Raw genomic sequence first — 21,043 nt, forward strand, 5'->3', positions numbered from 1 at the left:
TTAAGGGGAAGATTATGAAAGAATTATTCCAAAAAATTTGGCAAAATGAACTCCAATTTTTAAATTTTGATGCTAAATTTCAAGATAAAAACAAACTTGATACGGCCGAGTGCGCGATTATTTTAAGTGTCAATAAAGACAATTATGAAAGATATTTTCTCTTAAAAGAATTTCAAGAGCTTTGCAAAAAAATTGATTTAAGAGTGGATATTTTTAGTATACAAAATGCTCAAATTTGTATTTTAAATCTTTTTAAATCAGGTTTTATTTCAAAGCAAGATTTACTTAAGGCTCTAAAAATTTTAGAAAAAATTTCGAAAAATACCGAAATATTTGATTTTATTTCACAAGAAAAAGTTCAAAGTATAGATCAAAAAGCTTTATTTCAAAATGATTTTAAAGAATTAAACACCATTAATTTAGAGCTTCAAAAGCTAAGTTTTGATGAAAATTTAAAATCAAGACTTCAAAAAACTTTGGAAAAATTTCAAAATTTAGAGTTTAATATAGCCATCACTGGCGTGATGAATGCAGGAAAATCAAGTCTTTTAAATGCTCTTTTAAAAGAAGATTTTTTAGGGGTTTCAAACATACCTGAAACAGCTAATTTAACAGTATTAAGCTATGATAAGAGTGAAGAAGCAAAGATATATTTTTGGGATAAGAAAGAATGGCAAAATATACTTGAAAGTTCGCACTTTAATGCAGATTTAAAAGAATTTATTGACAAGCTGGATAAGAGTGTAAATATAGAGGATTTTATCAAAGATAAACCTTTAATACAAAATATCGCACTTTGTGAGCTTAAAAATTTCAGTTCAGCTAAAAATAAAATTTCAGCTTTAATTAAAAAAATAGAAATTAAAAGTCATTTAGATTTTTTAAAAAATAATATTTCCATAGTTGATACTCCAGGACTTGATGATGTTGTAGTTCAAAGAGAAATTGTTACAAATGAGTATCTTAAAGAAAGTGATTTTTTAATTCATTTAATGAATGCTTCTCAAAGCTTAACTCAAAAAGATGCAGACTTTTTGGTGCATTGTCTTTTAAACTCAAGGCTGAGTAAGTTTTTAATTGTTTTAACTAAAGCGGATTTGTTAAGCAAAAAGGATTTAGAAGAAGTCATTGTTTATACCAAGGAAAGCTTAAAATCAAGACTTGTGGATTTAGATGAAAATTTAGTGGAAAAGATTGATTTTTTATGTGTGAGCGCTAAAATGGCAAGTGATTTTTATAAAGGTTTAGCATCTAATGAAAGCTTGCAAAAAAGTGGTATGCAAGAAGTTGAAAACTATCTTTTTAACGAGCTTTATGCAGGAGAAAAAAGTAAGATTGCCTTAAGAGCTTACAAAAAAGAATTGCATTTAGAGCTTAAAAATATTCTAAGCGAATATGAAATGCAAAATCGTCTTATTAAGGAGAATAAACAAGGTGTAAGTGAAGAAAATCAAAAGCTTTTACTTGAACTTCAAAAGCAAAACACCTTATTAAAAGAAGCACAAGATGAAATTTCAAATTCCATTGCAAAACTTAAAAATATAGATAGTGGCATAGATAATCTTGTTTTACTTTTGGCTAAAAAATTAAAAGAACGCTTGATAGATGAGTTTAAATATTTGAAAAATAATGCACAAAAGCTTAATCTTTCTCGTATTTTAAATATAGTTGATATTACCACAAAAGATGGGATTAATGATATTTTAAGAGAAATTAAATTTGAAAATATTAAAAAAATCGAGGAGCTTAAAACAAATTTATCTTTAAAATATGATTTTTTAAAAGATGATTTTGACAATGGTTTTGAAGGTTTTAAAGATGGAATTTCAAAAAATATAGATAGTATTTTTCAAAGCGAAAAATTTGCACTTTTAAGATTGAAAATTGAAAAATTAAGCAATCTAAAATCAGATTTATATGAGCTTGAAACGAATTTAGATACGGTTATTTTTGATACTTTTAAAGAATTTAAAATGAGCGAAATTTTAAATTCTTTAAATATCAATGGAGTATTTTTTGAGTTTTTAAATGATAAATTAAAATATTATGAAAAAAATCAAAAATCAAAATTAGAAAGTCTTGAAAAAGTTTTACAGAGTCTGAAAAATCAAGATATTAATATTTTAAATTCTTTTGAAGAAAATTTAGAAAAAATTGAAAAATTAAAACAACTTGAAATGGGGCTTTTAAATGCAGATTAATCTTTTAAATGATTTTATAAAAGCCTATGAAAATACTTATAGTGTGAGTTTTGATGATAGTTTTAAAGGTCGTATTCAAGAGCTTTGTAAGGAACTTAATGAGCCTTTTATGCACGCAAGTTATGCTTTAGAAAATGAATTAAAAGAGCTTGTGTTTTCTTTAGATAAGAATGTTAATATTGCTATTATAGGACAGTTTTCAAGTGGTAAATCAAGTTTGCTAAATTTGATCTTGGGGTGTGATTGTTTGCCTACGGGTGTTGTTCCTGTTACTTTTAAACCTACTTTTTTACGCTATGCAAAAGAATATTTTTTAAGAGTAGAATTTGAAGATGGAAGTGATATTATCACAAATATAGAAAAATTAGCCTTTTATACGGATCAAAGAAATGAAGTAAAACAAGCAAAAAGTTTGCATATTTTTGCACCCATTCCTTTACTTGAAAAAATTACTCTTGTAGATACTCCAGGTTTAAATGCAAATGAAAATGATACTTTAACAACTCTTGATGAGCTTAAAAATATTCATGGGGCGATTTGGTTAAGTTTGATTGATAATGCAGGTAAAAAAAGCGAAGAAGATGCCATAAAAGCAAATTTAGAACTTTTAGGAGAAAATAGCATTTGTGTATTAAATCAAAAAGATAAATTAAACACAGAAGAGCTAGATAATGTTTTAAATTATGCAAAAAGTGTATTTTTAAAATATTTTGATAAGCTTATTGCCATTTCTTGTAAAGAAGCTAAAGATGGGCAAAGCTATGAAAAATCTAATTTTCAATCTTTACTTGATTTTTTAACTCAGCTAGATACAACAGCTTTAAAAGAAAAATTTGTTAAAAGAAAAATTTTAAATTTATGCGAAATTTTAGAAGATGAAAACCAACTTTTTGTAGGTATTTTTGATCGTTTATTAAATCAATTTCAAAGTTATGAAAAGCATTTACTTTTAGCGTATGAAAATTTTTTAAAAGAGATTGAAATTTTAAACCATCAGATTTTAGAACAGCTTAAAAGCATTAGCGAAAGAATTTCTAGTGAAATTTTTGCAAGTGTTAAGGAAAAAGATGCTTATTTTTACAAAGAAAGCAAAGGATTTTTAAAGAAAGATTTATACACAAGATATGATTATAAAGCGCCTTATATTTCAAGTGACGATGCTTTTTTGGCGATGTTTTATAATAGTGATGTGATGAGTAAAGAGTTTAAAAAAATCAAAAATGAACTTTATAAATCTTTTGAAAAAATCAAGATGAAATTAAAAGACTTTATAAACATACTTGAGAGAGAAATTTTGCTTTTTAAAGCAGAATTTTCAAACATACAAAAAGATCACATTTTCCAAAGTGATAAAAATTTTAGTGAATTAAGAGCTTTTTGCAATGCAAGTGATGAGTACTTTTTGAAAGATTTTAAGGAGCTTTTATTTAGAAGTATTTTAGAGCTTGATTTATTTTTTGAAAAATTAAATCTTAAGGCTTTTACAAATTATGAAAATGCTACGAAACTAAGCCTTGCATTTTTTAGTCGTAAAATCAATGAAAGCCGTGTTCTTTATGAGCTTGATAGTTCTGAATTTGTACTTTTTTATCCCAAAAAAAGTGAAATTTATGAAAGAGTTTTAAATGAATTAAATGTTTATGAGTTTGAAGCTTTGCTTATTAATAAGCCTATTTTGACAAAAATTGCAAAAAATTTTTTAGAACAAATTCAAAATTTAATCCAAGAAAAAAATAAATTTTTAGATCTTAAAAAAGCAGAACTTCAAAAAAGAAGAGCACAGATTTTAAATGTTAGAGAAAATATAAAGGAAGATTAATGAGAATATTTTTAGCTTTATTTTTATTTTTTAATTCATTATTTGCATTAAGTGAATTAGAAGAGGGTTTAAAACTTTACGAGGCAAATAAATTTGATAAAGCTTATGAAATTTTTAAGAATCTTTGTGAAAAAGATATTTCTAAAGCTTGTTTTTCTTTAGCTTTTATGCATGAGAGTGCTAAGGGTGTGAGCAAAGATTTAAATCAAGCTTATAAATTTTATGATAAAGCTTGTAAATTGGGTTTAGCAAATGCGTGTTCTAATATGGCTTTGCTTTTGCAAAATCAAGGTTATAAAAATGAAGCTCTTTTGGCTTTTAATAAAGCTTGCACTTTAGGAGAATCGTTAAGTTGTAATAATATAGCTTTATTTTATGAAAAAGAAAAAGATGGACAAATGGCCTCAAGTTTTTATAAAAGATCTTGTGACTTAAAAAATGCAAGAGCTTGTTATCAGTTAGGATCTTTATATGATAAAGGAGAACTTGTTAAAGCAAGTGTAAAATCTGCTCTTGCTTTTTATTCTAAATCTTGCACTTTAGGTTTTGGTGAGGCTTGTTATTTGTTAGGACGCTATAATCAACTAGAAAAACAAGATCTAACAAAGGCAAAAAGATATTTTGGAATGGCTTGCGATCAAAAACATCAAGAAGCTTGCGCAGCTTATAAAGAACTTAATTCTAAAGATATAGAGCTTTATTAAAAGTTCTATTTTCATTACTTTCAAAGATATACTTAAATAAAATTAAGAATAACACAAAATTTATCGCTTTTTAAAGTTAAATTTATATTAATAGGACTAATATAGTCTTGTTTAAATTATTATCAAGGAGAAGTAATGCAAGACAATATTATTGATCGCAGAAGCTTTTTTAAACTAGGGCTTCTAGGTGGTTCTGTAGTAGCAGCTAGCACTATAGGTGGCGGTGCTGTTTTAAAGGCAGCAGAACTTACGCATTCGCATCAAGCTTCACAAGGGAAATCAAATAAAGTTAGAGGTAGAATGTTTTTTCAAACTCAAACTGAATTTGATACCTTAAGTGCAGCCTGTGAAAGAATTTATCCTAAAGATGAGCAAGGAGAAGGAGCTATAGGTTTAGGCGTGCCTTATTTTATCGATAATCAGCTAGCTAGTGCTTATGGTTATAATGATAGAGAATATATGCAAGGGCCTTTCATGGAGGGTAAAGCTGAACAAGGCTATCAAACTCCTATGCAACGCAAAGATATTTTTTTAGAAGGCGTGCATGCTCTTGAAGAAAATGCTCAAAAGCGTTATAAAAAATCTTTTTCTTTGCTTAAAGGTGGAGATCAGGATAAAATTTTAAGCGATTTTGAAAAAGGAAAAATTCAAACTACAGGTTTTAAATCTTCTTATTTTTTCACACTTTTAAGAGATATGACAGTAGCTGGAGTTTTAGCTGATCCAATTTATGGCGGAAATGATAATAAAAATGGTTGGAGAATGATGCAATATCCAGGCGCACAAATGAGCTATGTGGATAAAATTGCAAGTGATGAATTTTTTAACATTGAACCTATGGGTTTAGCAGATATGGAGAGTTAAAATGGCTGAAGTATTAAAAAAAGTAGATGTGGTAACAGTTGGAGCAGGATGGACTGGAGGTATAGTGGCTGCAGAGCTTACTAAAGCAGGTTTGAATGTACTTAGTTTAGAACGCGGACATATGCAAAGTACTGAAAATTTTAATTTTATCCATGATGAGTGGAGATATGGGATTAATTATGGTTTGATGCAAGATTGCTCGAAAGACACTGTGACTTTTCGCCATGATCCTAGTGGTTTAGCCTTGCCTTATCGTAAAATGGGTTCGTTTTTATTGGGTAATAATGTTGGCGGTGCAGGGGTGCATTGGAATGGTTGGACTTTTAGGTTTATGCCTTATGACTTTGAAATTCAAACCCTAAGCAAACAAAGATATGGTAATAAATTAGGTAATGATTATACCTTGCAAGATTGGGGTGTGACTTATAAGGATATGGAGCCTTATTATGATAAATTTGAAAAAACCTGTGGGGTATCAGGTGAGCCAAATCCTTTAGCAGAAAAAATGGGAGCTTTTAGATCTAGTCCTTATCCACAAGAACCTCTTGAAAATACTAAAATGCTTAAACGATTTGAAAGTGCAGCAAAAAGTTCAAATTTACACACTTATCGTTTGCCAGCTTCAAATTCTAAAGGTGGCTATACAAACCCTGATGGTCAAGATTTAGCTCCTTGTCAATACTGTGCGTATTGTGAGCGTTTTGGTTGTGAGTATGGCGCAAAAGCAAGTCCTTTAAACACAGTAATTCCAAAGGCTATGAGCACAGGCAAATACACCATACGCACTTATAGTAATGTAACGCAAATTCTTAAAAAAGACGGAAAAGTAACAGGGGTAAAATTTGTCGATACTAGAACGATGAAAGAGTATATCCAGCCTGCTGATATAGTTGTACTTACAAGTTATATGTTTAACAATGCTAAGCTTTTAATGGTAAGCAACATAGGTGAGCAATACGATCCAAAAACAGGTAAAGGAACTTTAGGTAGAAATTATTGTTACCAAATGAATATGGGTACAACAGCTTTCTTTGATGAGCAATTTAACACCTTCATGGGTTCAGGTGCTTTAGGAACTACGAGTGATGATTTTAACGGAGATAATTTTGATCATTCTAAGGAAAAATTCCTTCATGGAGCTATGATTTATAGCGTTCAGCTTGGAACTCGCCCTATACAATCAGCCCCACTTCCAGCAGGAGCTCCAACTTGGGGTGCTGAATTTAAAAAAGCATTAAACTATAATTTCACAAGAGCTATTACCGTAGCAGGACAAGGTGCTTCTTTGCCTCATAAGAATAATTATTTAAGTCTTGATCCAACTTATAAAGATGCTTTTGGTATGCCACTTTTACGCTTAACTTATAATTTCACCGATCAAGATAGAGCTTTGCATAAATTTATCACAGATAAAACAGCTGAGGTAGCAAAAAGAATGCAAGGAGTAAAATCAATCAAAAAAGGTGCTTATCTTAAGGATTATAGCGTTGTGCCTTATCAATCTACTCATAACACAGGTGGAACAACCATGGGTGCAGATAGAGAAACTAGTGTGGTTAATACTTATTTACAACACTGGGATGCGGATAATCTTTTTGTTGTAGGAGCAGGAAATTTCCAACACAATAGTGGATATAATCCAACTGATACTGTGGGAGCTTTGGCTTATCGCTGTGCTGAAGGTATTTTAAAATATCATAAAAGTGGAAAAAGCTTAGCTTGATAATAACTTGAGAGTTTTTGAAAACTCTCAAGATTATAAATTTTTAATTTTCTTCCGATATAGTATAATATCAAGGAAGGCAAAAATGATTAATGGTATAAATTCTTATTCGAGCTACAATTATACAAAAAGGCAAATGGAGTCTGCTCTTGGTGGTTGGAATCCAAGATTATTTTAATAAAATATCATAAAAAAAGGGTTTTCTATGGTAAATTTTAATTCTCACTATCCTAATATCAATTATCCAAATAATGCTTTAAGCATTAAAAAAGATGAAAATAATGAATATACTTATACTAAAAAAGATGAGCCAAAAAGTGAAGAAGATGCTTATTGGGAAGATTTTGTGCAAAAATATTTTGGAGAAATGCTTAGTGAAGAATATGCGAACAAATACGGCTATAATGGAGACCCAGATGTTAAAGAAGTTGAAAATTCCTTGCTTGAGCGAATGCGAAAAGATAAATTAACTGAAGAGGAATGGGAAATTCTTAACGGAGCGTATGACATTGATAATATTGAATTTATTCCAAGAGATAAGATTGCCAGAATACGCGAAGCCAATCTTCTAAAAACTCTTACAAGTGCGAGTGAATTCGCAAGAATATGGGTTGCTGAAAAAGATGAAAGAAAAAAACGATTTATTGACGCACTTGATGTTAAACCACTTACTCAAGAAGAGATAGATAGGTTTTTAAATAAACAACAAAGCTCAAATTCTACCCAAGAAAGCAACGAAAATGGTCAAAACCCAGATGAAAAACCCTTCAAAGCCATTCAAGGCGAAAGCAAAAACAAAGAAACTTATAAAGATAATAATATAAGCAGCGAATTCTTAAAAAAGCTTTTAGAAAATAGTTTTAATAAGGCTAAAGAATTAGAACTTCTTTTTGGTATGAAATTTAGTGATGATGATGCAGGAGAATTTAATAAATTTCTTTCTCAAAACACTTCGGCAAAAATTATAGATATAAAAGCTTGAAAATGCAAAAATTTAAATTATAAAAAAGAAAAAATGTTAAATATTTTAACATACAAATTCAAGTCATCGTTTTCATAAGGAAATTTTTTATTTAAATTAAGAATTTTAAGATGCGATGCTGAATTTAATGTCGTTATTTTGTGAGTTTTGTTGATAAGTTCTAGCGACAAAATTTTTAAAGTCTTTATCAAAATTTGAATTTTTATCGTTGTTTTTTGAATCTTTATCTGTTTTTTCTAGGCTATTTTCTGAATTTTTGTCATCTTTTTCTTTATTTTCTTCTTCTTTTTCTTCGGCTTCTTCGGCTTTAAGCTTCATTGCTTCAGCTCTTGCTTCAAATTCCATTTTTGTAGCATTTGCTGCAACTTTATAATCTTGCGGGCTAGGATCAGCAGGAGCCATAGCTGCTGCTGCAATTTGTCTTGCATTGGCTATAGTTTCTTCTGGTGTGTTTCCTTTTTGCATGCTGATAGGAACTTCACCCGCTGTAGCATACATTTGATTATCAGGGCCTCTTGTATAAGTAAAACTTGCAGCACCTGCTAAGCCGCCGCCCGCTGCTTGATGCGCAGCTTCATGAGCCTTTACATTTCTATCGATACTTTGGAGTTCGCGAACTTGAGCTACTTCTTTTTGGCTTAGCTCTACGCCATTAACCATTTGGGTTTGTTCGCCATTTTTTTCTTTATCATCTTTATTTTCACTAAGATTTTTTTCATCTTTTTGAGTGGAATCAGATTGATTTGTTTTATCAAAAGAAGGTTTGCTAGAGTAGTAATCATAAGAGTTATAACTTGAACTAATTTGCATTTATCCTCCTTTTTGTTTTTTAAATTTTTAGGAATTTTAACGCATTTTGACTTAAAAATTTGATAAATTTTGTAAAATAATCATAAATACAATTTCAAAGGAATGTAATGATTTATGAAAATGATTTGATTTATATAGAGAAAGAGGAGGCTCAAGTGCCTTGGCTTAAAATTTTTACTAAAGAAATTTATAAAGAATTTAGCGATTGTCCTTTAGAGTTGCAAAAGGAACTTTTTGAAAAAATTTTAATTTGTGAAAAGGCTATGATAGAATTTTACAAACCTGAAAAAATCAATATCGCCTCTTTTGCAAATTATGTGCCAAGGGTGCATTTTCATGTTATGGCAAGATTTAAAGAAGATGCGTTTTTTCCTGAGTGTATGTGGGGAAAACAGCAAAGAGAAGCAATAAAGCTTGATTTGCCTAAATTTGAAGAATTTGTAAAATTTTTAAATAGTAAAATTTTTTAATTTTTATTAATGATTTGTTATGTTTTATCTAATAAAATTTTTATATTGAAAATTACTATAAAAAAGGAAAAAAATGAAAAAAGTTTTATTAAGTTCATTGGTTGCGGTGTCTTTGTTAAGCACAGGTTTGTTTGCTAAAGAATATACTTTAGATAAAGCACATACAGATGTAGGTTTTAAAATCAAACATTTACAAATTAGCAATGTAAAAGGAAATTTCAAAGATTATTCTGCGGTGATTGATTTTGATCCTGTGAGTGCTGAATTTAAAAAGCTTGATGCAACTATAAAAATCGCATCTGTAAATACAGAAAATCAAACAAGAGATAATCACTTACAACAAGATGATTTTTTCAAAGCAAAAAAATATCCTGATATGACTTTTACAATGAAAAAATATGAAAAAATCAGTAATGAAAAAGGCAAAATGACAGGAACTTTAACTATGGCTGGGGTTTCTAAAGATATCGTTTTGGATACTGAAATCGGCGGTGTAGCTAAAGGCAAAGATGGAAAAGAAAAAATAGGCTTTTCTTTAAATGGAAAAATCAAACGCTCTGATTTTAAATTTGCAGCAAGTACTTCAACTATTACTTTAAGTGATGATATTAATTTAAATATCGAAGTTGAAGCGAACGAAAAATAATTTTTTAGTCTAAGAGTCTTGCTCTTAGACTTTGTAAATTTTTATCCAAATTTTCTTCACTTTCTTGCCAAATCAATTTAAAATCTGGTTTAAAATTTTCATTTTCTAAATTAAATTCCGTGTTTTTCAAGGTGGATTCTAAAAAAGCAAGATGATTTAAAGCTTGATTTTTATCATTAAAAATTAAAATAAAATCATTTTCTACGATAAAAATTTTTGCTCTAAAGCGTTTTAAAATTTTTGCAATTTGTTTTAAAATGAGTTTGGTATAGCTTTCTTTGGTATCTTTTAGTTCATTAAAATGAAGCAAGGCAATGATATAGTTGTTTTTTCCTTTTGTAAAGCGTGTAAGGCTTTTTTCATTGGGTAGCTTTGTTAAGGTGTCAAAAAAAGCTAACCTATAAGCGTAATTTAAAAGATAAAGACAAAAAACCAAGCTTGCAAATTCAAAATATCTTATTCCTGCTCCTTCTTGGAATAAAAATTGAAAATACGCAGTAAAAAATGCGATAAGAAGATAATATTCTTTAGTTTTAAAGGTTTTGATAAAAATGAGTATTAAGCCGACTAAAAAAAATAAAAATCCTAATTCACTCACAGGCTTAAAAAAATCTAATGCAATAAAATGAAATTCTAAACCAGCGCTATTAAAAGTAGTATTTCTAGGTAAAATGATACTTAAAATGCCTATAAAAATAAGGGTTGTAATTGAAGCAATATTTTTTTTATTTAAAATTAAAACATGATGTTTTCCAAGGCAAAATAGGGTAAAAACCATAGGTAAAAACAAGGCGACAAATAAATTAGCTTGAAAAAAACTTGTATAAAAATAAGGTAACTTAGCTCCTAATAATACTAAAGTCAAAAAGAAAATTTTTGAATTTTTAAAGTAAAAGGATAGCACAAGTGCTGAAATTTCAAAAATAAAACTCAATGATATTAAAAAATCTAATAAAAACATTTCAAATCCTTGATTTTAATAAAAGTGATAATTGTATAGAAAAAAGCTTAAAAGTGGACTTTATTTAAATTTAGCAATCTCATCTTGTATAGTTTGTTCTATATGAAGCAATTCTTCATGAGTTTTTTTGCTATTTTCTAAAAGTTCATCAAATTTAAAGCCAAGCATAACAATACGATATAAATTGGGTTTATATTTTCTCCAATTATATAAAGTGCTAACATCAATGTCTAGTTCATATGCCATATCACGCTTGCTCTTTTTTGTCATTTTTTACCTTAAAAATTTAGCCTTTAAAAAATTTTACATTAAAATTTCTTTATTAAAAACACTTGAAATATTCAATCTTTTATATAAAATATATTTAATATTTCAATATTAATTAAGTTATAGTATGGAATAATAGTTTTTATAAAATTTTTATTTAAGGAGAATTACATGGAAGGTGCAAGTGGCGGGTCTATTTTTGTAACAATATTATTGTTTGTATTATACATGTTGCCCGCTATTATTGGTTTGAGCAGAAAGCATTCTAATTGGCTGATAATTTCTTTGCTAAATTTGTTTTTTGGTTGGACTATTATTGTTTGGCTTGTTTGTTTAATATGGTCTTTTACGGGAAGTTTTAAGCAAACTATTATTATTAAAGAAAAAAATGAGAAATAGGAGAAAAAATGACAAAATTTTTAAGCATTTGTAGTTTAATTGCGATGTTGTTAAGTGGTTGTGGAAGTGATTTTCCTGGACAACCTAGTGATGTGGCTAGAGTTCAGCAAAACAAATATCCAAATGGAAATTTAAAAGAAGAAATTCCCTATAATAAAGATTCAAGAATACATGGGTTAAAAAGAGCTTTTTATGACAATGGTCAGCTAAGAGCTGAAGAAAATTATAAAAATGGAAAAAAAGATGGAATTAGCAGGGAATATTCTAGAAATGGGCAATTACTTGAGGAGGTGCATTTTAAAGATAATCGCGGATATGGTGATTTTGTAAGCTATTATGAGAATGGAAATATGAGAGCAAAGGGAAAACTACTTGGCTATAATGAAGATGGTATGCCAGAATTTGAAGGTAATTACAAGGAATATTATGAAAATGGAACTTTAATGTGTGATTATAATTTTGATAATAAAGGTAAATTTGATGGAGTGCAAAAGCGTTATGATGAAAATGGCGCCTTAGAAGACGAAGAGAATTATAAAAATGGACTTAAAAATGGAGTCTTTAGAGAATATAAAAAAGGGGAGATTGTAAGAGAAGAAGAATATAAAAATGGTATTTTAGTAGCAAAACCTAAAAATTAGAGGAGTTTAGATATGTTTAAAAAAGTAATTTTATTTTTCTTAATGGGGTTTGTCTTGCTTCAGGCCAACTCATTAGACAAATGTGATAATACGGCAGTTGTTTCAAATCTTAAAGAAAAAATTCCTAGTGAAATTTTTAAAAATCTTTATGAATTATCCGGACTTAAAGCCCAAGGGATTGATTATGAAGATTATGTAAAAGGCCTCAAAGAAATGGCTAAGCATGATGGAATGGTAAATTACACTGATATGATCGAAATTAATTCCATTTCAAATTTTGATCTTAATTTTGATTCTTGTATGGCTACGATTAATGCTGCTTTAAAAGGGGAACAGAGAAAAGGTCTTTGGAGTGTTGTTTATAAGGTTTCTAACATAAATCAAGTGAAAATTACAGATATAACTTATATCAATGGAGATTTCCAATAATATTTTTATTAAAGTAAGTCAATAGAATTAATTTCATGACTTACTAATATTTTATACTCAATTAATTTCAAGTCTTTTTTTGATACAATTTCTTAAAAATTTTTATAAGTAAAAAATTTAAGGAAAATCATGGTTGAAGTAAAAAATCTTACTATGCGTTTTGCAAATCAGCTTTTATTTGAAAATGTTAATTTAAAGCTTGTTAGAGGACAAAGATATGGACTTATCGGTGCTAATGGTGCGGGAAAATCGACTTTCTTAAAAATTCTTTCAGGAGAAATTGAGTCAAGTAGTGGTGAAATAGTATTTGATGAAGGCTTGAAAATCGCAGTTTTAGGACAGGATCAATTTGCTTTTGAAAACTACACCATCAAAGATGCAGTGATGTGTGCAAATAAGCGTTTATATGAGGCCTTAAAAGAAAAAGAAAAGCTTTATATGAGCGAGGAATTTACCGATGAGATCAATGAGCGTTTAGGTGAGCTTGAGATAATAACGGCCGAAGAAGATCCAAATTATGATTGTGAAACACGTTGTGAAAAAATTTTAAGTTCTTTAAAGATTAAAGATTTTGATGCTTTGATGAGCACCTTACAAAGTGCGGATAAATTTAAAGTCTTACTGGCTCAAGTTTTATTTTTGGGTGCGGATGTGCTTTTTTTAGATGAGCCTACAAATAACCTTGATTTAGAGGCAATTTCTTGGCTTGAAAATGAACTTTTAAGACATGAAGGGACTTTAGTTGTCATCTCTCATGATAGGCATTTTTTAAATAAAATTTGCACAAGAATTTTGGATGTGGATTTTAAACAAATTCGTGATTTTGCGGGAAATTATGATGATTGGTATATGGCTTCAACGCTTTTGGCAAAACAAGCTGAGCTTAAACGCGATAAAACCTTAAAAGAAAGAGAAGAATTAGAAAATTTCATTCGCCGTTTTAGCGCAAATGCTTCTAAGGCAAAACAAGCCACAAGCCGTGCTAAGGCACTTGAAAAACTAGAGCTTGAAGAGATTAAAATTTCAAGCCGTAGAGATCCTAGCATAGTTTTTAGAACCAATCGTGAAATAGGTAATGAAGTTTTAGAATTTAAAGGTATAGGCAAGGCTTATGATAAACAATTGTTTTCAAATTTGGAGCTAAAAATAGAAAAAAATGATAAAATCGCTTTGATTGGGGCAAATGGTGTGGGCAAAAGTACTTTGGCAAAAATCATCGCCCATGCTATAAATCCAGATAGTGGATCTATACATCTTGGGGCAACTATAGAGCTTGGATATTTTCCTCAAGATACAAGTAATTTAATTTGTGAAAATTTGAAACTTTACGAATGGCTTATGAGTGAAAAATTTAAAGATCTAGATGAAATCCGTAAGTGTTTAGGTAGAATGCTTTTTAGTGGCAGTGATCAAGAAAAGATGGCAGCAAGTTTAAGTGGGGGTGAAAAACACCGTTTAATGCTTTCTCGTTTAATGCTAGAGCGTCCAAATTTCTTGCTTTTAGATGAGCCTGATAACCATTTAGATCTTGAAAGTATTATTGCACTAGGTGAAGCTTTGTATAATTTCAAAGGTGTAGTGCTTTGTATCAGCCACGATAGGGAGTTAGTTTCTGCTTTTGCTAATAGAATTTGGCATTTAGAAAATGGTAAGCTTACGGATTTTCGTGGAACTTATCAAGAATTTTTAGGAGAAAATGATGGCTAAATTTAGAATTCAATACAGCGCAGGTTTTGGGCACTATACGCAAAATCACAAGGGTTTTGGACCTACGATTTATATAGAAGAGGTCGTAGAGTTTGATAATGGCAAGGATTATTTTGATTATATAGATTTTTATAAAACTTATTCAAAGAGCGATGATACTTATTTTCATATTAGTTTTTTAGAAGATAGACCTCTAAGCGATAAAGAAATCACGATTCGCAATGAATACCGCAAAATGCGTGATGAAAACTGTAAAAAAGCCAAGGAGGAATTTATAGCCAATAATGAGCTTGATGCGGAGCATTTGCCTACTCATCATGATTGAAAAACATTGATTTTACATAAAAAGGAACGCTTTTTGCTTGTATAGTTTTTGCATATTTTGAAAGGAGAAAACTATGCAGGTAAATTATAGAACGATTAGCTCGTATGAATACGATGCTATTAGTGGTCAGTATAAACAGGTGGATAAACAGGTTGAAGATTATTCTTCATCTGGAAATTCTGATTTTATGGATATATTAAATAAGGCCGATGAGAAGTCAAGCGGAGATGCTTTAAATTCTAGCAATAGTTTTCAAAGCAATGCACAAAACTCAAATTCAAATTTAAGTAATTATGCTCAAATGTCAAATGTTTACGCTTATCGTTTTAGACAAAATGAAGGCGAGTTGTCTATGAGAGCTCAAAGTGCTAGCGTTCACAATGATCTTGCGCAACAAGGTGCAAATGAACAAAGTAAGAATAATACTTTGTTAAATGATTTATTGAACGCAATTTAATCAAAAGCTCCATTTTGGAGCTTTTGTATTTACTTGTAAGAATTTATAATTTCTCTATTTCAAAAGGTGCAAAATTTTTACAAAAAATTTCAAATTCTTGCTCCTCTTTTTCATTTAATTTGATATGTAATATAGCTTTGCAATCCTTAAAATCTTTTGTGAAATTAAAAGAATAAGTTTTTAAAAAATGTTCAAAACGATTTAAATTTTTTAAATCAATAGCAATGGATATATTTTTTTTCAATTCGAATGAAAGTAAAGAAGAATTATTAATCACGGCATTTGCTGCATCGCTATAAGCTCTTACAAGTCCCCCTGTACCAAGTTTTATACCGCCAAAATATCTTACAGTGATTAAAGCCGCATTGATAAGATCATAGCCCCTTAGAACATTTAAAGTTGGCATTCCAGAAGTTCCTTTAGGCTCTCCATCATCGCTTTTATCTTCTACAATTTGATTAAAATCATTTAAAACACGATAAGCATAGACAAAATGAACAGCTTTTGGATGCTCTTTTTTTAGCGTTTCTATTAAAAATTTAAAATCTTTAAAAGGGCAAAGAAAAGATAAGAAAATAGATTTTTTAATATCGATTTGTGTTTGAAAAATTTGATCAATAGTTTGCATTTTTGCCTTTTTTTGTTTAAAATTATACTTATAAAAACTAAAATCAATTTGATGTTAATTTTTAAGATATTTGATATTTATATGATTTGCATTGATATTTTAAGTTTAATTTTGTAAAATTTTCATTATGGAAAAAATCAAAAATTATAAACTTGTCATCATTTTACTTAGTCTTGATTTGTTGGCTTTGCTTTATGGAATTTCAACACTGAGTATTAGTGCTGATGAAGCTGATATTTATTTTGGTGAGCAGGGTAAATCACTTATTTTTTCCCATAGTTTGCTTTATTATATATCTCATTTTGGAACTTTTATTTTTGGGCAAAATGATTTTGGTTTAAGGCTTCCTTTTTTATTTTTTCATTTTTTAAGTTGTTTGCTTTTGTATTTCCTAGCTTTAAAATATACTAAAACTAAAATTGATGCTTTTTTTTCTTTATTGTTATTTGTTTTATTGCCGGGTACTGTTGCAAGTGCTTTGCTGGTTAATGCCGCATCTTTGGTGATTTTTTTAACCCTTGCTATATTATGTGCTTACGAATATGAAAAAAAATGGCTTTTTTATATATTATTGATTATAGTATTATTTGTTGATAAATCTTTTAATATTTTATTTTTAACTTTTTTCTTTTTTGGGATTTATAAAAGAAATGCTATTTTATTTACCTTATCTCTTGTTTTGTTTGGAGCAAGTATCAGTTTTTATGGTTTTGATACAGGTGGTCGTCCAAGAGGTTATTTTTTAGATACCTTAGGAATTTTTGCTGCATGTTTTTCTCCTTTGGTTTTTGTGTATTTTTTTTATACTATTTATCGTTTGACTTTTCAAAAATATAAAAATTTATTATGGTTTTTAATGAGTGTAACATTTGTATTTTGCTTGTTGCTTTCTTTAAGACAAAAACTTTTTTTAGATGATTTTTTGCCTTTTTGTGTTATTTGCACTCCTTTGCTTATAAAAACTTTAATGCAAAGTTATAGAGTGAGATTGCCAGTTTTTCGATTAAGGTATAAAATCTTTATAGAATGTTCTATAATTTTTTTGATATTTTGTTACTTTTTAATCGTCGCTAATCAATTATTGTATTATTTTATAAACAATCCAAATCGTCATTTTGCCAATAATTATCATTTTGCTAAAGAATTGGCGCTAGAATTAAAAAAACAAGATGTTTTAGAGCTTGCAACAGCCCCAAGTTTGCAAAAAAGATTGCGATTTTATGGAATAAAAAATAGCAATAAGTTTTATTTAAAAGCTTTAAAACAAGCCGATAAGCATGATATGGACAAAAAAATTGTTAAAGTAAAACTTGGAAAATATGAAAAAGTATATCAGATTTTAAACTATGATTAAAGCTTTCAGTTTGTTGGAATTTGTGTTTATAATTCTCATTTTAGGTATAGTTTTTAATTTAGGCAGTCTTTACTTAAAAAAAGACAATCTACTAGAAGGTGCAATACAAATTCTTAATGATATCCAATACACCCAAAATTTAGCCATGATGCAAGAAGGTATAAGAGTTGATGAGTTGGCTATCGCAAAAAGAGAGTGGTTTAAAAGTAAATGGCAGATTTATTTTATAAAATCAGCTGCCACGGGTTATGATCAAACATATACTATTTTCTTGGATAAAAATGGCGATGGAAATGCTAATTTAGGTAAAACTGAAATCAATATAGATAGAGAAATTGCTGTTGATGTAATCAATCATAACAAATTAATGAATTCAGGTCAAAGTGGAGTTATTAGTAAAGATGATGAAAAAACTACACAAAGATTTAATCTTACAAAAAGATTTGGAATAGAAAAGGTTGAATTCAAAGGATCTTGTTCAGGATTTACTAGATTAGTATTTGATGAAATGGGCAGAGTGTATTCTCCGTTAAAAAATGCCAATTATGCATATGAAAAAACTTTAGCAAAGAATAATTCAGATTGCATTATACGTTTGTTATCAAAAAAGCATGCTCTTTGTATCGTTATAGATACGCTTAGCGGTTATGCTTATATTCCAGATTTTAAAACACTTAAAAGTCAATTTGTTAATATAAAAAATAAAAATTACGAGTGCTCTAAAATATAGCCCCCATTTTTTAACCCACCAAATACTTATATAAATACTTACACAAATATTTATACTATTTAATCCTTTATTTAATCCCCTTTTAAGTTTAATTGGTTATACTTTCATTTCCTTTTTTGAAAAAAGGACTTAAAATCTTTTAAATTATAAAGTTTCACTAACTGAGTAGATTTTATAAATTAACTTTATTTTAGATTTTTTAAGTTTTTAAATTATTTGAGTTTTTAACTTTCTTAATTTTTTAATTTAAAACTAAAAGCTTTTTTATAAATCTTGTTTTTAATTTAAAAACTTTTCTTTTAAAAATGATTTTTTGTTTTGTTCTTTTAACTTAGTATTGTTATTCAAATCTTATTAGTCAATCTTTGAAATCTAAATAAGTGATCGATTGAGCCAGAAAGATTTAGGCATAAGCAATTATGTAAAATCTATTCAATCTAATATTAAAAAGATTAAAAACTTTTCTTTTAATCTTTATATAACTTTTTCTTTGAAGAAAAAGATTAAACTATCTATAAAAGTAATAAGGTTTATCTCTTTAATGCAATCTAAGTAGTTTATCTATATTAGGTTGGCGGGGTAGGCCTTTAGCTTGCTTCTTAGTCAAGGCTTTGCCTTGATGCTAAAGAAGGTTTATTATGGAGAGTTTGATCCTGGCTCAGAGTGAACGCTGGCGGCGTGCCTAATACATGCAAGTCGAACGATGAAGCTTTTAGCTTGCTAGAAGTGGATTAGTGGCGCACGGGTGAGTAAGGTATAGTTAATCTGCCCTACACAAGAGGACAACAGTTGGAAACGACTGCTAATACTCTATACTCCTGCTTAACACAAGTTGAGTAGGGAAAGTTTTTCGGTGTAGGATGAGACTATATAGTATCAGCTAGTTGGTAAGGTAATGGCTTACCAAGGCTATGACGCTTAACTGGTCTGAGAGGATGATCAGTCACACTGGAACTGAGACACGGTCCAGACTCCTACGGGAGGCAGCAGTAGGGAATATTGCGCAATGGGGGAAACCCTGACGCAGCAACGCCGCGTGGAGGATGACACTTTTCGGAGCGTAAACTCCTTTTCTTAGGGAAGAATTCTGACGGTACCTAAGGAATAAGCACCGGCTAACTCCGTGCCAGCAGCCGCGGTAATACGGAGGGTGCAAGCGTTACTCGGAATCACTGGGCGTAAAGGGCGCGTAGGCGGATTATCAAGTCTCTTGTGAAATCTAATGGCTTAACCATTAAACTGCTTGGGAAACTGATAGTCTAGAGTGAGGGAGAGGCAGATGGAATTGGTGGTGTAGGGGTAAAATCCGTAGATATCACCAAGAATACCCATTGCGAAGGCGATCTGCTGGAACTCAACTGACGCTAAGGCGCGAAAGCGTGGGGAGCAAACAGGATTAGATACCCTGGTAGTCCACGCCCTAAACGATGTACACTAGTTGTTGGGATGCTAGTCATCTCAGTAATGCAGCTAACGCATTAAGTGTACCGCCTGGGGAGTACGGTCGCAAGATTAAAACTCAAAGGAATAGACGGGGACCCGCACAAGCGGTGGAGCATGTGGTTTAATTCGAAGATACGCGAAGAACCTTACCTGGGCTTGATATCCTAAGAACCTTATAGAGATATGAGGGTGCTAGCTTGCTAGAACTTAGAGACAGGTGCTGCACGGCTGTCGTCAGCTCGTGTCGTGAGATGTTGGGTTAAGTCCCGCAACGAGCGCAACCCACGTATTTAGTTGCTAACGGTTCGGCCGAGCACTCTAAATAGACTGCCTTCGTAAGGAGGAGGAAGGTGTGGACGACGTCAAGTCATCATGGCCCTTATGCCCAGGGCGACACACGTGCTACAATGGCATATACAATGAGACGCAATACCGCGAGGTGGAGCAAATCTATAAAATATGTCCCAGTTCGGATTGTTCTCTGCAACTCGAGAGCATGAAGCCGGAATCGCTAGTAATCGTAGATCAGCCATGCTACGGTGAATACGTTCCCGGGTCTTGTACTCACCGCCCGTCACACCATGGGAGTTGATTTCACTCGAAGCCGGAATACTAAACTAGTTACCGTCCACAGTGGAATCAGCGACTGGGGTGAAGTCGTAACAAGGTAACCGTAGGAGAACCTGCGGTTGGATCACCTCCTTTCTAGAGTACAAAGTAATAAGTCTCACAACTATTACTTCAATATATAAACTCAATTGATTCTTGTTTAGATTTCAAAGATTGATGATAAAGCTAATTGTTTATGGGGAATTAGCTCAGCTGGGAGAGCGCCTGCTTTGCACGCAGGAGGTCAGCGGTTCGATCCCGCTATTCTCCACCATTTATTAAGGGCCTATAGCTCAGCTGGTTAGAGTGCACCCCTGATAAGGGTGAGGTCACAAGTTCAAGTCTTGTTAGGCCCACCATAAAAAAGATTTGAATAAAAAAGCTTTAAAATCTAAAGCAAGTATATAAAGTAGATAAAATATAAACTCTAAATACTTAGATTTATTTTTATCTTTAGCTATAAAAGAATATACTTTAATAGATATAAATAGCATATACATTATGTATTTATATTTATAATGATTATATTAATATATACTTCCTTTAGGTTTTAAACCTAAATGTTCTTTTTAATTATCATTGTTAAGAGTCACAAGCAAGTTTTAATAAAAACAATTTTACAGGACTTGTTAAAGGATAAAACCTATTTATCTTTTCTTTGGTTTAACTTATATCTTTTAATTATCTTTATCTTTAAAATAAAGAGAATATTAGATTTAAGATTTGTAAATTAAAGACAAGTTTCAAACTCACAGCTTAGTTAAGACTAAATCATTTAGTTTTATATTAAGTGTTTGAATGCTTTCCGTCTTAAGATAAAGAAGTCTTATCATAAAAACTTTAACAAGGAAGTGATGCGTTTTAGAATCAATAA

The 21,043-nt window shown here is 30.2% G+C and carries 20 protein-coding genes, 2 tRNA genes and 1 rRNA gene; 19 read left to right on the top strand and 4 right to left on the bottom strand.

Going from position 1 to position 21,043, the window contains the following annotated elements; all coding sequences use genetic code 11:
- Positions 1-14 precede the first annotated feature (14 nt).
- From AJ930_RS06235 to AJ930_RS06260, 6 genes are all read left to right on the top strand, one after another.
- Positions 15-2,201, top strand: coding sequence for a dynamin family protein (locus AJ930_RS06235; protein WP_070275005.1), 2,187 nt, complete (start codon positions 15-17; stop codon positions 2,199-2,201).
- Positions 2,191-4,020: a dynamin family protein gene (locus AJ930_RS06240; protein ID WP_070275006.1), complete on the top strand. Its 1,830-nt coding sequence runs from the start codon at positions 2,191-2,193 to the stop codon at positions 4,018-4,020. Before AJ930_RS06235 ends, AJ930_RS06240 begins: the two co-directional genes overlap by 11 nt.
- Complete coding sequence (locus AJ930_RS06245) at positions 4,020-4,724, top strand: tetratricopeptide repeat protein (protein WP_002865878.1); 705 nt, start codon at positions 4,020-4,022, stop codon at positions 4,722-4,724. Before AJ930_RS06240 ends, AJ930_RS06245 begins: the two co-directional genes overlap by 1 nt.
- Before the next feature lie 135 nt (positions 4,725-4,859).
- Positions 4,860-5,588: a gluconate 2-dehydrogenase subunit 3 family protein gene (locus AJ930_RS06250; protein ID WP_002870810.1), complete on the top strand. Its 729-nt coding sequence runs from the start codon at positions 4,860-4,862 to the stop codon at positions 5,586-5,588.
- A gap of 1 nt (position 5,589) precedes the next feature.
- Positions 5,590-7,311: a GMC family oxidoreductase gene (locus AJ930_RS06255; protein ID WP_070210148.1), complete on the top strand. Its 1,722-nt coding sequence runs from the start codon at positions 5,590-5,592 to the stop codon at positions 7,309-7,311.
- Between the two features lie 205 nt (positions 7,312-7,516).
- The gene (locus tag AJ930_RS06260) at positions 7,517-8,293 is read left to right on the top strand and encodes a hypothetical protein (protein WP_044780460.1); all 777 of its coding nucleotides are present in this window, start codon (positions 7,517-7,519) and stop codon (positions 8,291-8,293) included.
- Positions 8,294-8,398: 105 nt separating this feature from the next.
- Here AJ930_RS06260 and AJ930_RS06265 read toward each other — a convergent pair whose 3' ends face one another.
- Positions 8,399-9,103, bottom strand: a complete 705-nt coding sequence (locus tag AJ930_RS06265; RefSeq protein ID WP_002873478.1) for a putative metalloprotease CJM1_0395 family protein — start codon at positions 9,101-9,103, stop codon at positions 8,399-8,401.
- A gap of 107 nt (positions 9,104-9,210) precedes the next feature.
- On the opposite strand from AJ930_RS06265, the gene AJ930_RS06270 reads away from it, so the two are divergent.
- Positions 9,211-9,573 (top strand): HIT family protein, encoded by a 363-nt coding sequence (locus AJ930_RS06270; RefSeq protein ID WP_044778533.1) that lies wholly within the window; start codon positions 9,211-9,213, stop codon positions 9,571-9,573.
- 73 nt (positions 9,574-9,646) lie between these two features.
- Positions 9,647-10,219 (top strand): YceI family protein, encoded by a 573-nt coding sequence (locus AJ930_RS06275; protein WP_053872206.1) that lies wholly within the window; start codon positions 9,647-9,649, stop codon positions 10,217-10,219.
- Positions 10,220-10,223: 4 nt separating this feature from the next.
- On the opposite strand, the gene AJ930_RS06280 is transcribed toward AJ930_RS06275, so the two are convergent.
- Positions 10,224-11,180 carry a hypothetical protein gene (locus tag AJ930_RS06280; protein WP_053872207.1) on the bottom strand — a complete coding sequence of 319 codons (957 nt, stop codon included), beginning with the start codon at positions 11,178-11,180 and terminating at the stop codon, positions 10,224-10,226.
- A gap of 60 nt (positions 11,181-11,240) precedes the next feature.
- Entirely contained in the window at positions 11,241-11,450 is a 210-nt protein-coding gene (locus AJ930_RS06285) for a transcriptional regulator (protein WP_002778401.1), read from the bottom strand.
- 168 nt (positions 11,451-11,618) lie between these two features.
- Here AJ930_RS06285 and AJ930_RS06290 point away from each other — a divergent pair, with 168 nt between their 5' ends.
- The 6 genes from AJ930_RS06290 (at position 11,619) to AJ930_RS06315 (ending at position 15,405) form a co-directional block, all read left to right on the top strand.
- Positions 11,619-11,846, top strand: a complete 228-nt coding sequence (locus AJ930_RS06290) for a superinfection immunity protein (RefSeq protein WP_002855619.1) — start codon at positions 11,619-11,621, stop codon at positions 11,844-11,846.
- Positions 11,847-11,854: 8 nt separating this feature from the next.
- Positions 11,855-12,487, top strand: coding sequence for a toxin-antitoxin system YwqK family antitoxin (locus tag AJ930_RS06295; protein WP_002885556.1), 633 nt, complete (start codon positions 11,855-11,857; stop codon positions 12,485-12,487).
- Between the two features lie 12 nt (positions 12,488-12,499).
- Positions 12,500-12,916, top strand: coding sequence for a hypothetical protein (locus AJ930_RS06300; RefSeq protein WP_070275007.1), 417 nt, complete (start codon positions 12,500-12,502; stop codon positions 12,914-12,916).
- A 129-nt stretch (positions 12,917-13,045) separates the two neighbouring features.
- On the top strand, positions 13,046-14,623 hold the full coding sequence (locus AJ930_RS06305) for an ABC-F family ATP-binding cassette domain-containing protein (RefSeq protein ID WP_070240062.1): 1,578 nt from the start codon (positions 13,046-13,048) through the stop codon (positions 14,621-14,623).
- Positions 14,613-14,948 carry a hypothetical protein gene (locus AJ930_RS06310; protein ID WP_083263162.1) on the top strand — a complete coding sequence of 112 codons (336 nt, stop codon included), beginning with the start codon at positions 14,613-14,615 and terminating at the stop codon, positions 14,946-14,948. Before AJ930_RS06305 ends, AJ930_RS06310 begins: the two co-directional genes overlap by 11 nt.
- Before the next feature lie 73 nt (positions 14,949-15,021).
- Entirely contained in the window at positions 15,022-15,405 is a 384-nt protein-coding gene (locus AJ930_RS06315; RefSeq protein WP_002860258.1) for a hypothetical protein, read from the top strand.
- Between the two features lie 43 nt (positions 15,406-15,448).
- On the opposite strand, the gene AJ930_RS06320 is transcribed toward AJ930_RS06315, so the two are convergent.
- Positions 15,449-16,033, bottom strand: coding sequence for an IMPACT family protein (locus AJ930_RS06320; protein ID WP_070275009.1), 585 nt, complete (start codon positions 16,031-16,033; stop codon positions 15,449-15,451).
- A 127-nt stretch (positions 16,034-16,160) separates the two neighbouring features.
- On the opposite strand from AJ930_RS06320, the gene AJ930_RS06325 reads away from it, so the two are divergent.
- The 5 genes from AJ930_RS06325 (at position 16,161) to AJ930_RS06345 (ending at position 20,528) form a co-directional block, all read left to right on the top strand.
- Positions 16,161-17,387, top strand: coding sequence for a hypothetical protein (locus tag AJ930_RS06325; RefSeq protein ID WP_070275010.1), 1,227 nt, complete (start codon positions 16,161-16,163; stop codon positions 17,385-17,387).
- Positions 17,380-18,117, top strand: a complete 738-nt coding sequence (locus AJ930_RS06330; RefSeq protein WP_044778549.1) for a hypothetical protein — start codon at positions 17,380-17,382, stop codon at positions 18,115-18,117. Before AJ930_RS06325 ends, AJ930_RS06330 begins: the two co-directional genes overlap by 8 nt.
- Positions 18,118-18,752: 635 nt before the next feature.
- Positions 18,753-20,265 (top strand): 16S ribosomal RNA (locus AJ930_RS06335).
- 102 nt (positions 20,266-20,367) lie between these two features.
- Positions 20,368-20,443 (top strand) — tRNA-Ala (locus tag AJ930_RS06340).
- Positions 20,444-20,451: 8 nt separating this feature from the next.
- Positions 20,452-20,528: transfer RNA gene (locus AJ930_RS06345), tRNA-Ile, on the top strand.
- Positions 20,529-21,043: the final 515 nt, after the last annotated feature.

This window comes from Campylobacter sp. BCW_6871 (genome assembly GCF_001762325.1).
Taxonomy (GTDB): Bacteria; Campylobacterota; Campylobacteria; order Campylobacterales; family Campylobacteraceae; genus Campylobacter_D; species Campylobacter_D jejuni.

Excerpts from the sequence above, each read along its gene's own strand:
- AJ930_RS06310 (WP_083263162.1), top strand. The coding sequence starts at position 14,613 with ATGATGGCTAAATTTAGAATTCAATACAGCGCAGGTTTTGGGCACTAT.
- AJ930_RS06330 (WP_044778549.1), top strand. The coding sequence starts at position 17,380 with ATGATTAAAGCTTTCAGTTTGTTGGAATTTGTGTTTATAATTCTCATT.
- AJ930_RS06245 (WP_002865878.1), top strand. The coding sequence starts at position 4,020 with ATGAGAATATTTTTAGCTTTATTTTTATTTTTTAATTCATTATTTGCA.
- AJ930_RS06255 (WP_070210148.1), top strand. The coding sequence starts at position 5,590 with ATGGCTGAAGTATTAAAAAAAGTAGATGTGGTAACAGTTGGAGCAGGA.
- AJ930_RS06265 (WP_002873478.1), bottom strand. The coding sequence starts at position 9,103 with ATGCAAATTAGTTCAAGTTATAACTCTTATGATTACTACTCTAGCAAA.
- AJ930_RS06305 (WP_070240062.1), top strand. The coding sequence starts at position 13,046 with ATGGTTGAAGTAAAAAATCTTACTATGCGTTTTGCAAATCAGCTTTTA.
- AJ930_RS06250 (WP_002870810.1), top strand. The coding sequence starts at position 4,860 with ATGCAAGACAATATTATTGATCGCAGAAGCTTTTTTAAACTAGGGCTT.
- AJ930_RS06315 (WP_002860258.1), top strand. The coding sequence starts at position 15,022 with ATGCAGGTAAATTATAGAACGATTAGCTCGTATGAATACGATGCTATT.
- AJ930_RS06295 (WP_002885556.1), top strand. The coding sequence starts at position 11,855 with ATGACAAAATTTTTAAGCATTTGTAGTTTAATTGCGATGTTGTTAAGT.
- AJ930_RS06280 (WP_053872207.1), bottom strand. The coding sequence starts at position 11,180 with ATGTTTTTATTAGATTTTTTAATATCATTGAGTTTTATTTTTGAAATT.
- AJ930_RS06260 (WP_044780460.1), top strand. The coding sequence starts at position 7,517 with ATGGTAAATTTTAATTCTCACTATCCTAATATCAATTATCCAAATAAT.
- AJ930_RS06325 (WP_070275010.1), top strand. The coding sequence starts at position 16,161 with ATGGAAAAAATCAAAAATTATAAACTTGTCATCATTTTACTTAGTCTT.
- AJ930_RS06235 (WP_070275005.1), top strand. The coding sequence starts at position 15 with ATGAAAGAATTATTCCAAAAAATTTGGCAAAATGAACTCCAATTTTTA.
- AJ930_RS06275 (WP_053872206.1), top strand. The coding sequence starts at position 9,647 with ATGAAAAAAGTTTTATTAAGTTCATTGGTTGCGGTGTCTTTGTTAAGC.
- AJ930_RS06285 (WP_002778401.1), bottom strand. The coding sequence starts at position 11,450 with ATGACAAAAAAGAGCAAGCGTGATATGGCATATGAACTAGACATTGAT.
- AJ930_RS06320 (WP_070275009.1), bottom strand. The coding sequence starts at position 16,033 with ATGCAAACTATTGATCAAATTTTTCAAACACAAATCGATATTAAAAAA.
- AJ930_RS06270 (WP_044778533.1), top strand. The coding sequence starts at position 9,211 with ATGATTTATGAAAATGATTTGATTTATATAGAGAAAGAGGAGGCTCAA.
- AJ930_RS06300 (WP_070275007.1), top strand. The coding sequence starts at position 12,500 with ATGTTTAAAAAAGTAATTTTATTTTTCTTAATGGGGTTTGTCTTGCTT.
- AJ930_RS06290 (WP_002855619.1), top strand. The coding sequence starts at position 11,619 with ATGGAAGGTGCAAGTGGCGGGTCTATTTTTGTAACAATATTATTGTTT.
- AJ930_RS06240 (WP_070275006.1), top strand. The coding sequence starts at position 2,191 with ATGCAGATTAATCTTTTAAATGATTTTATAAAAGCCTATGAAAATACT.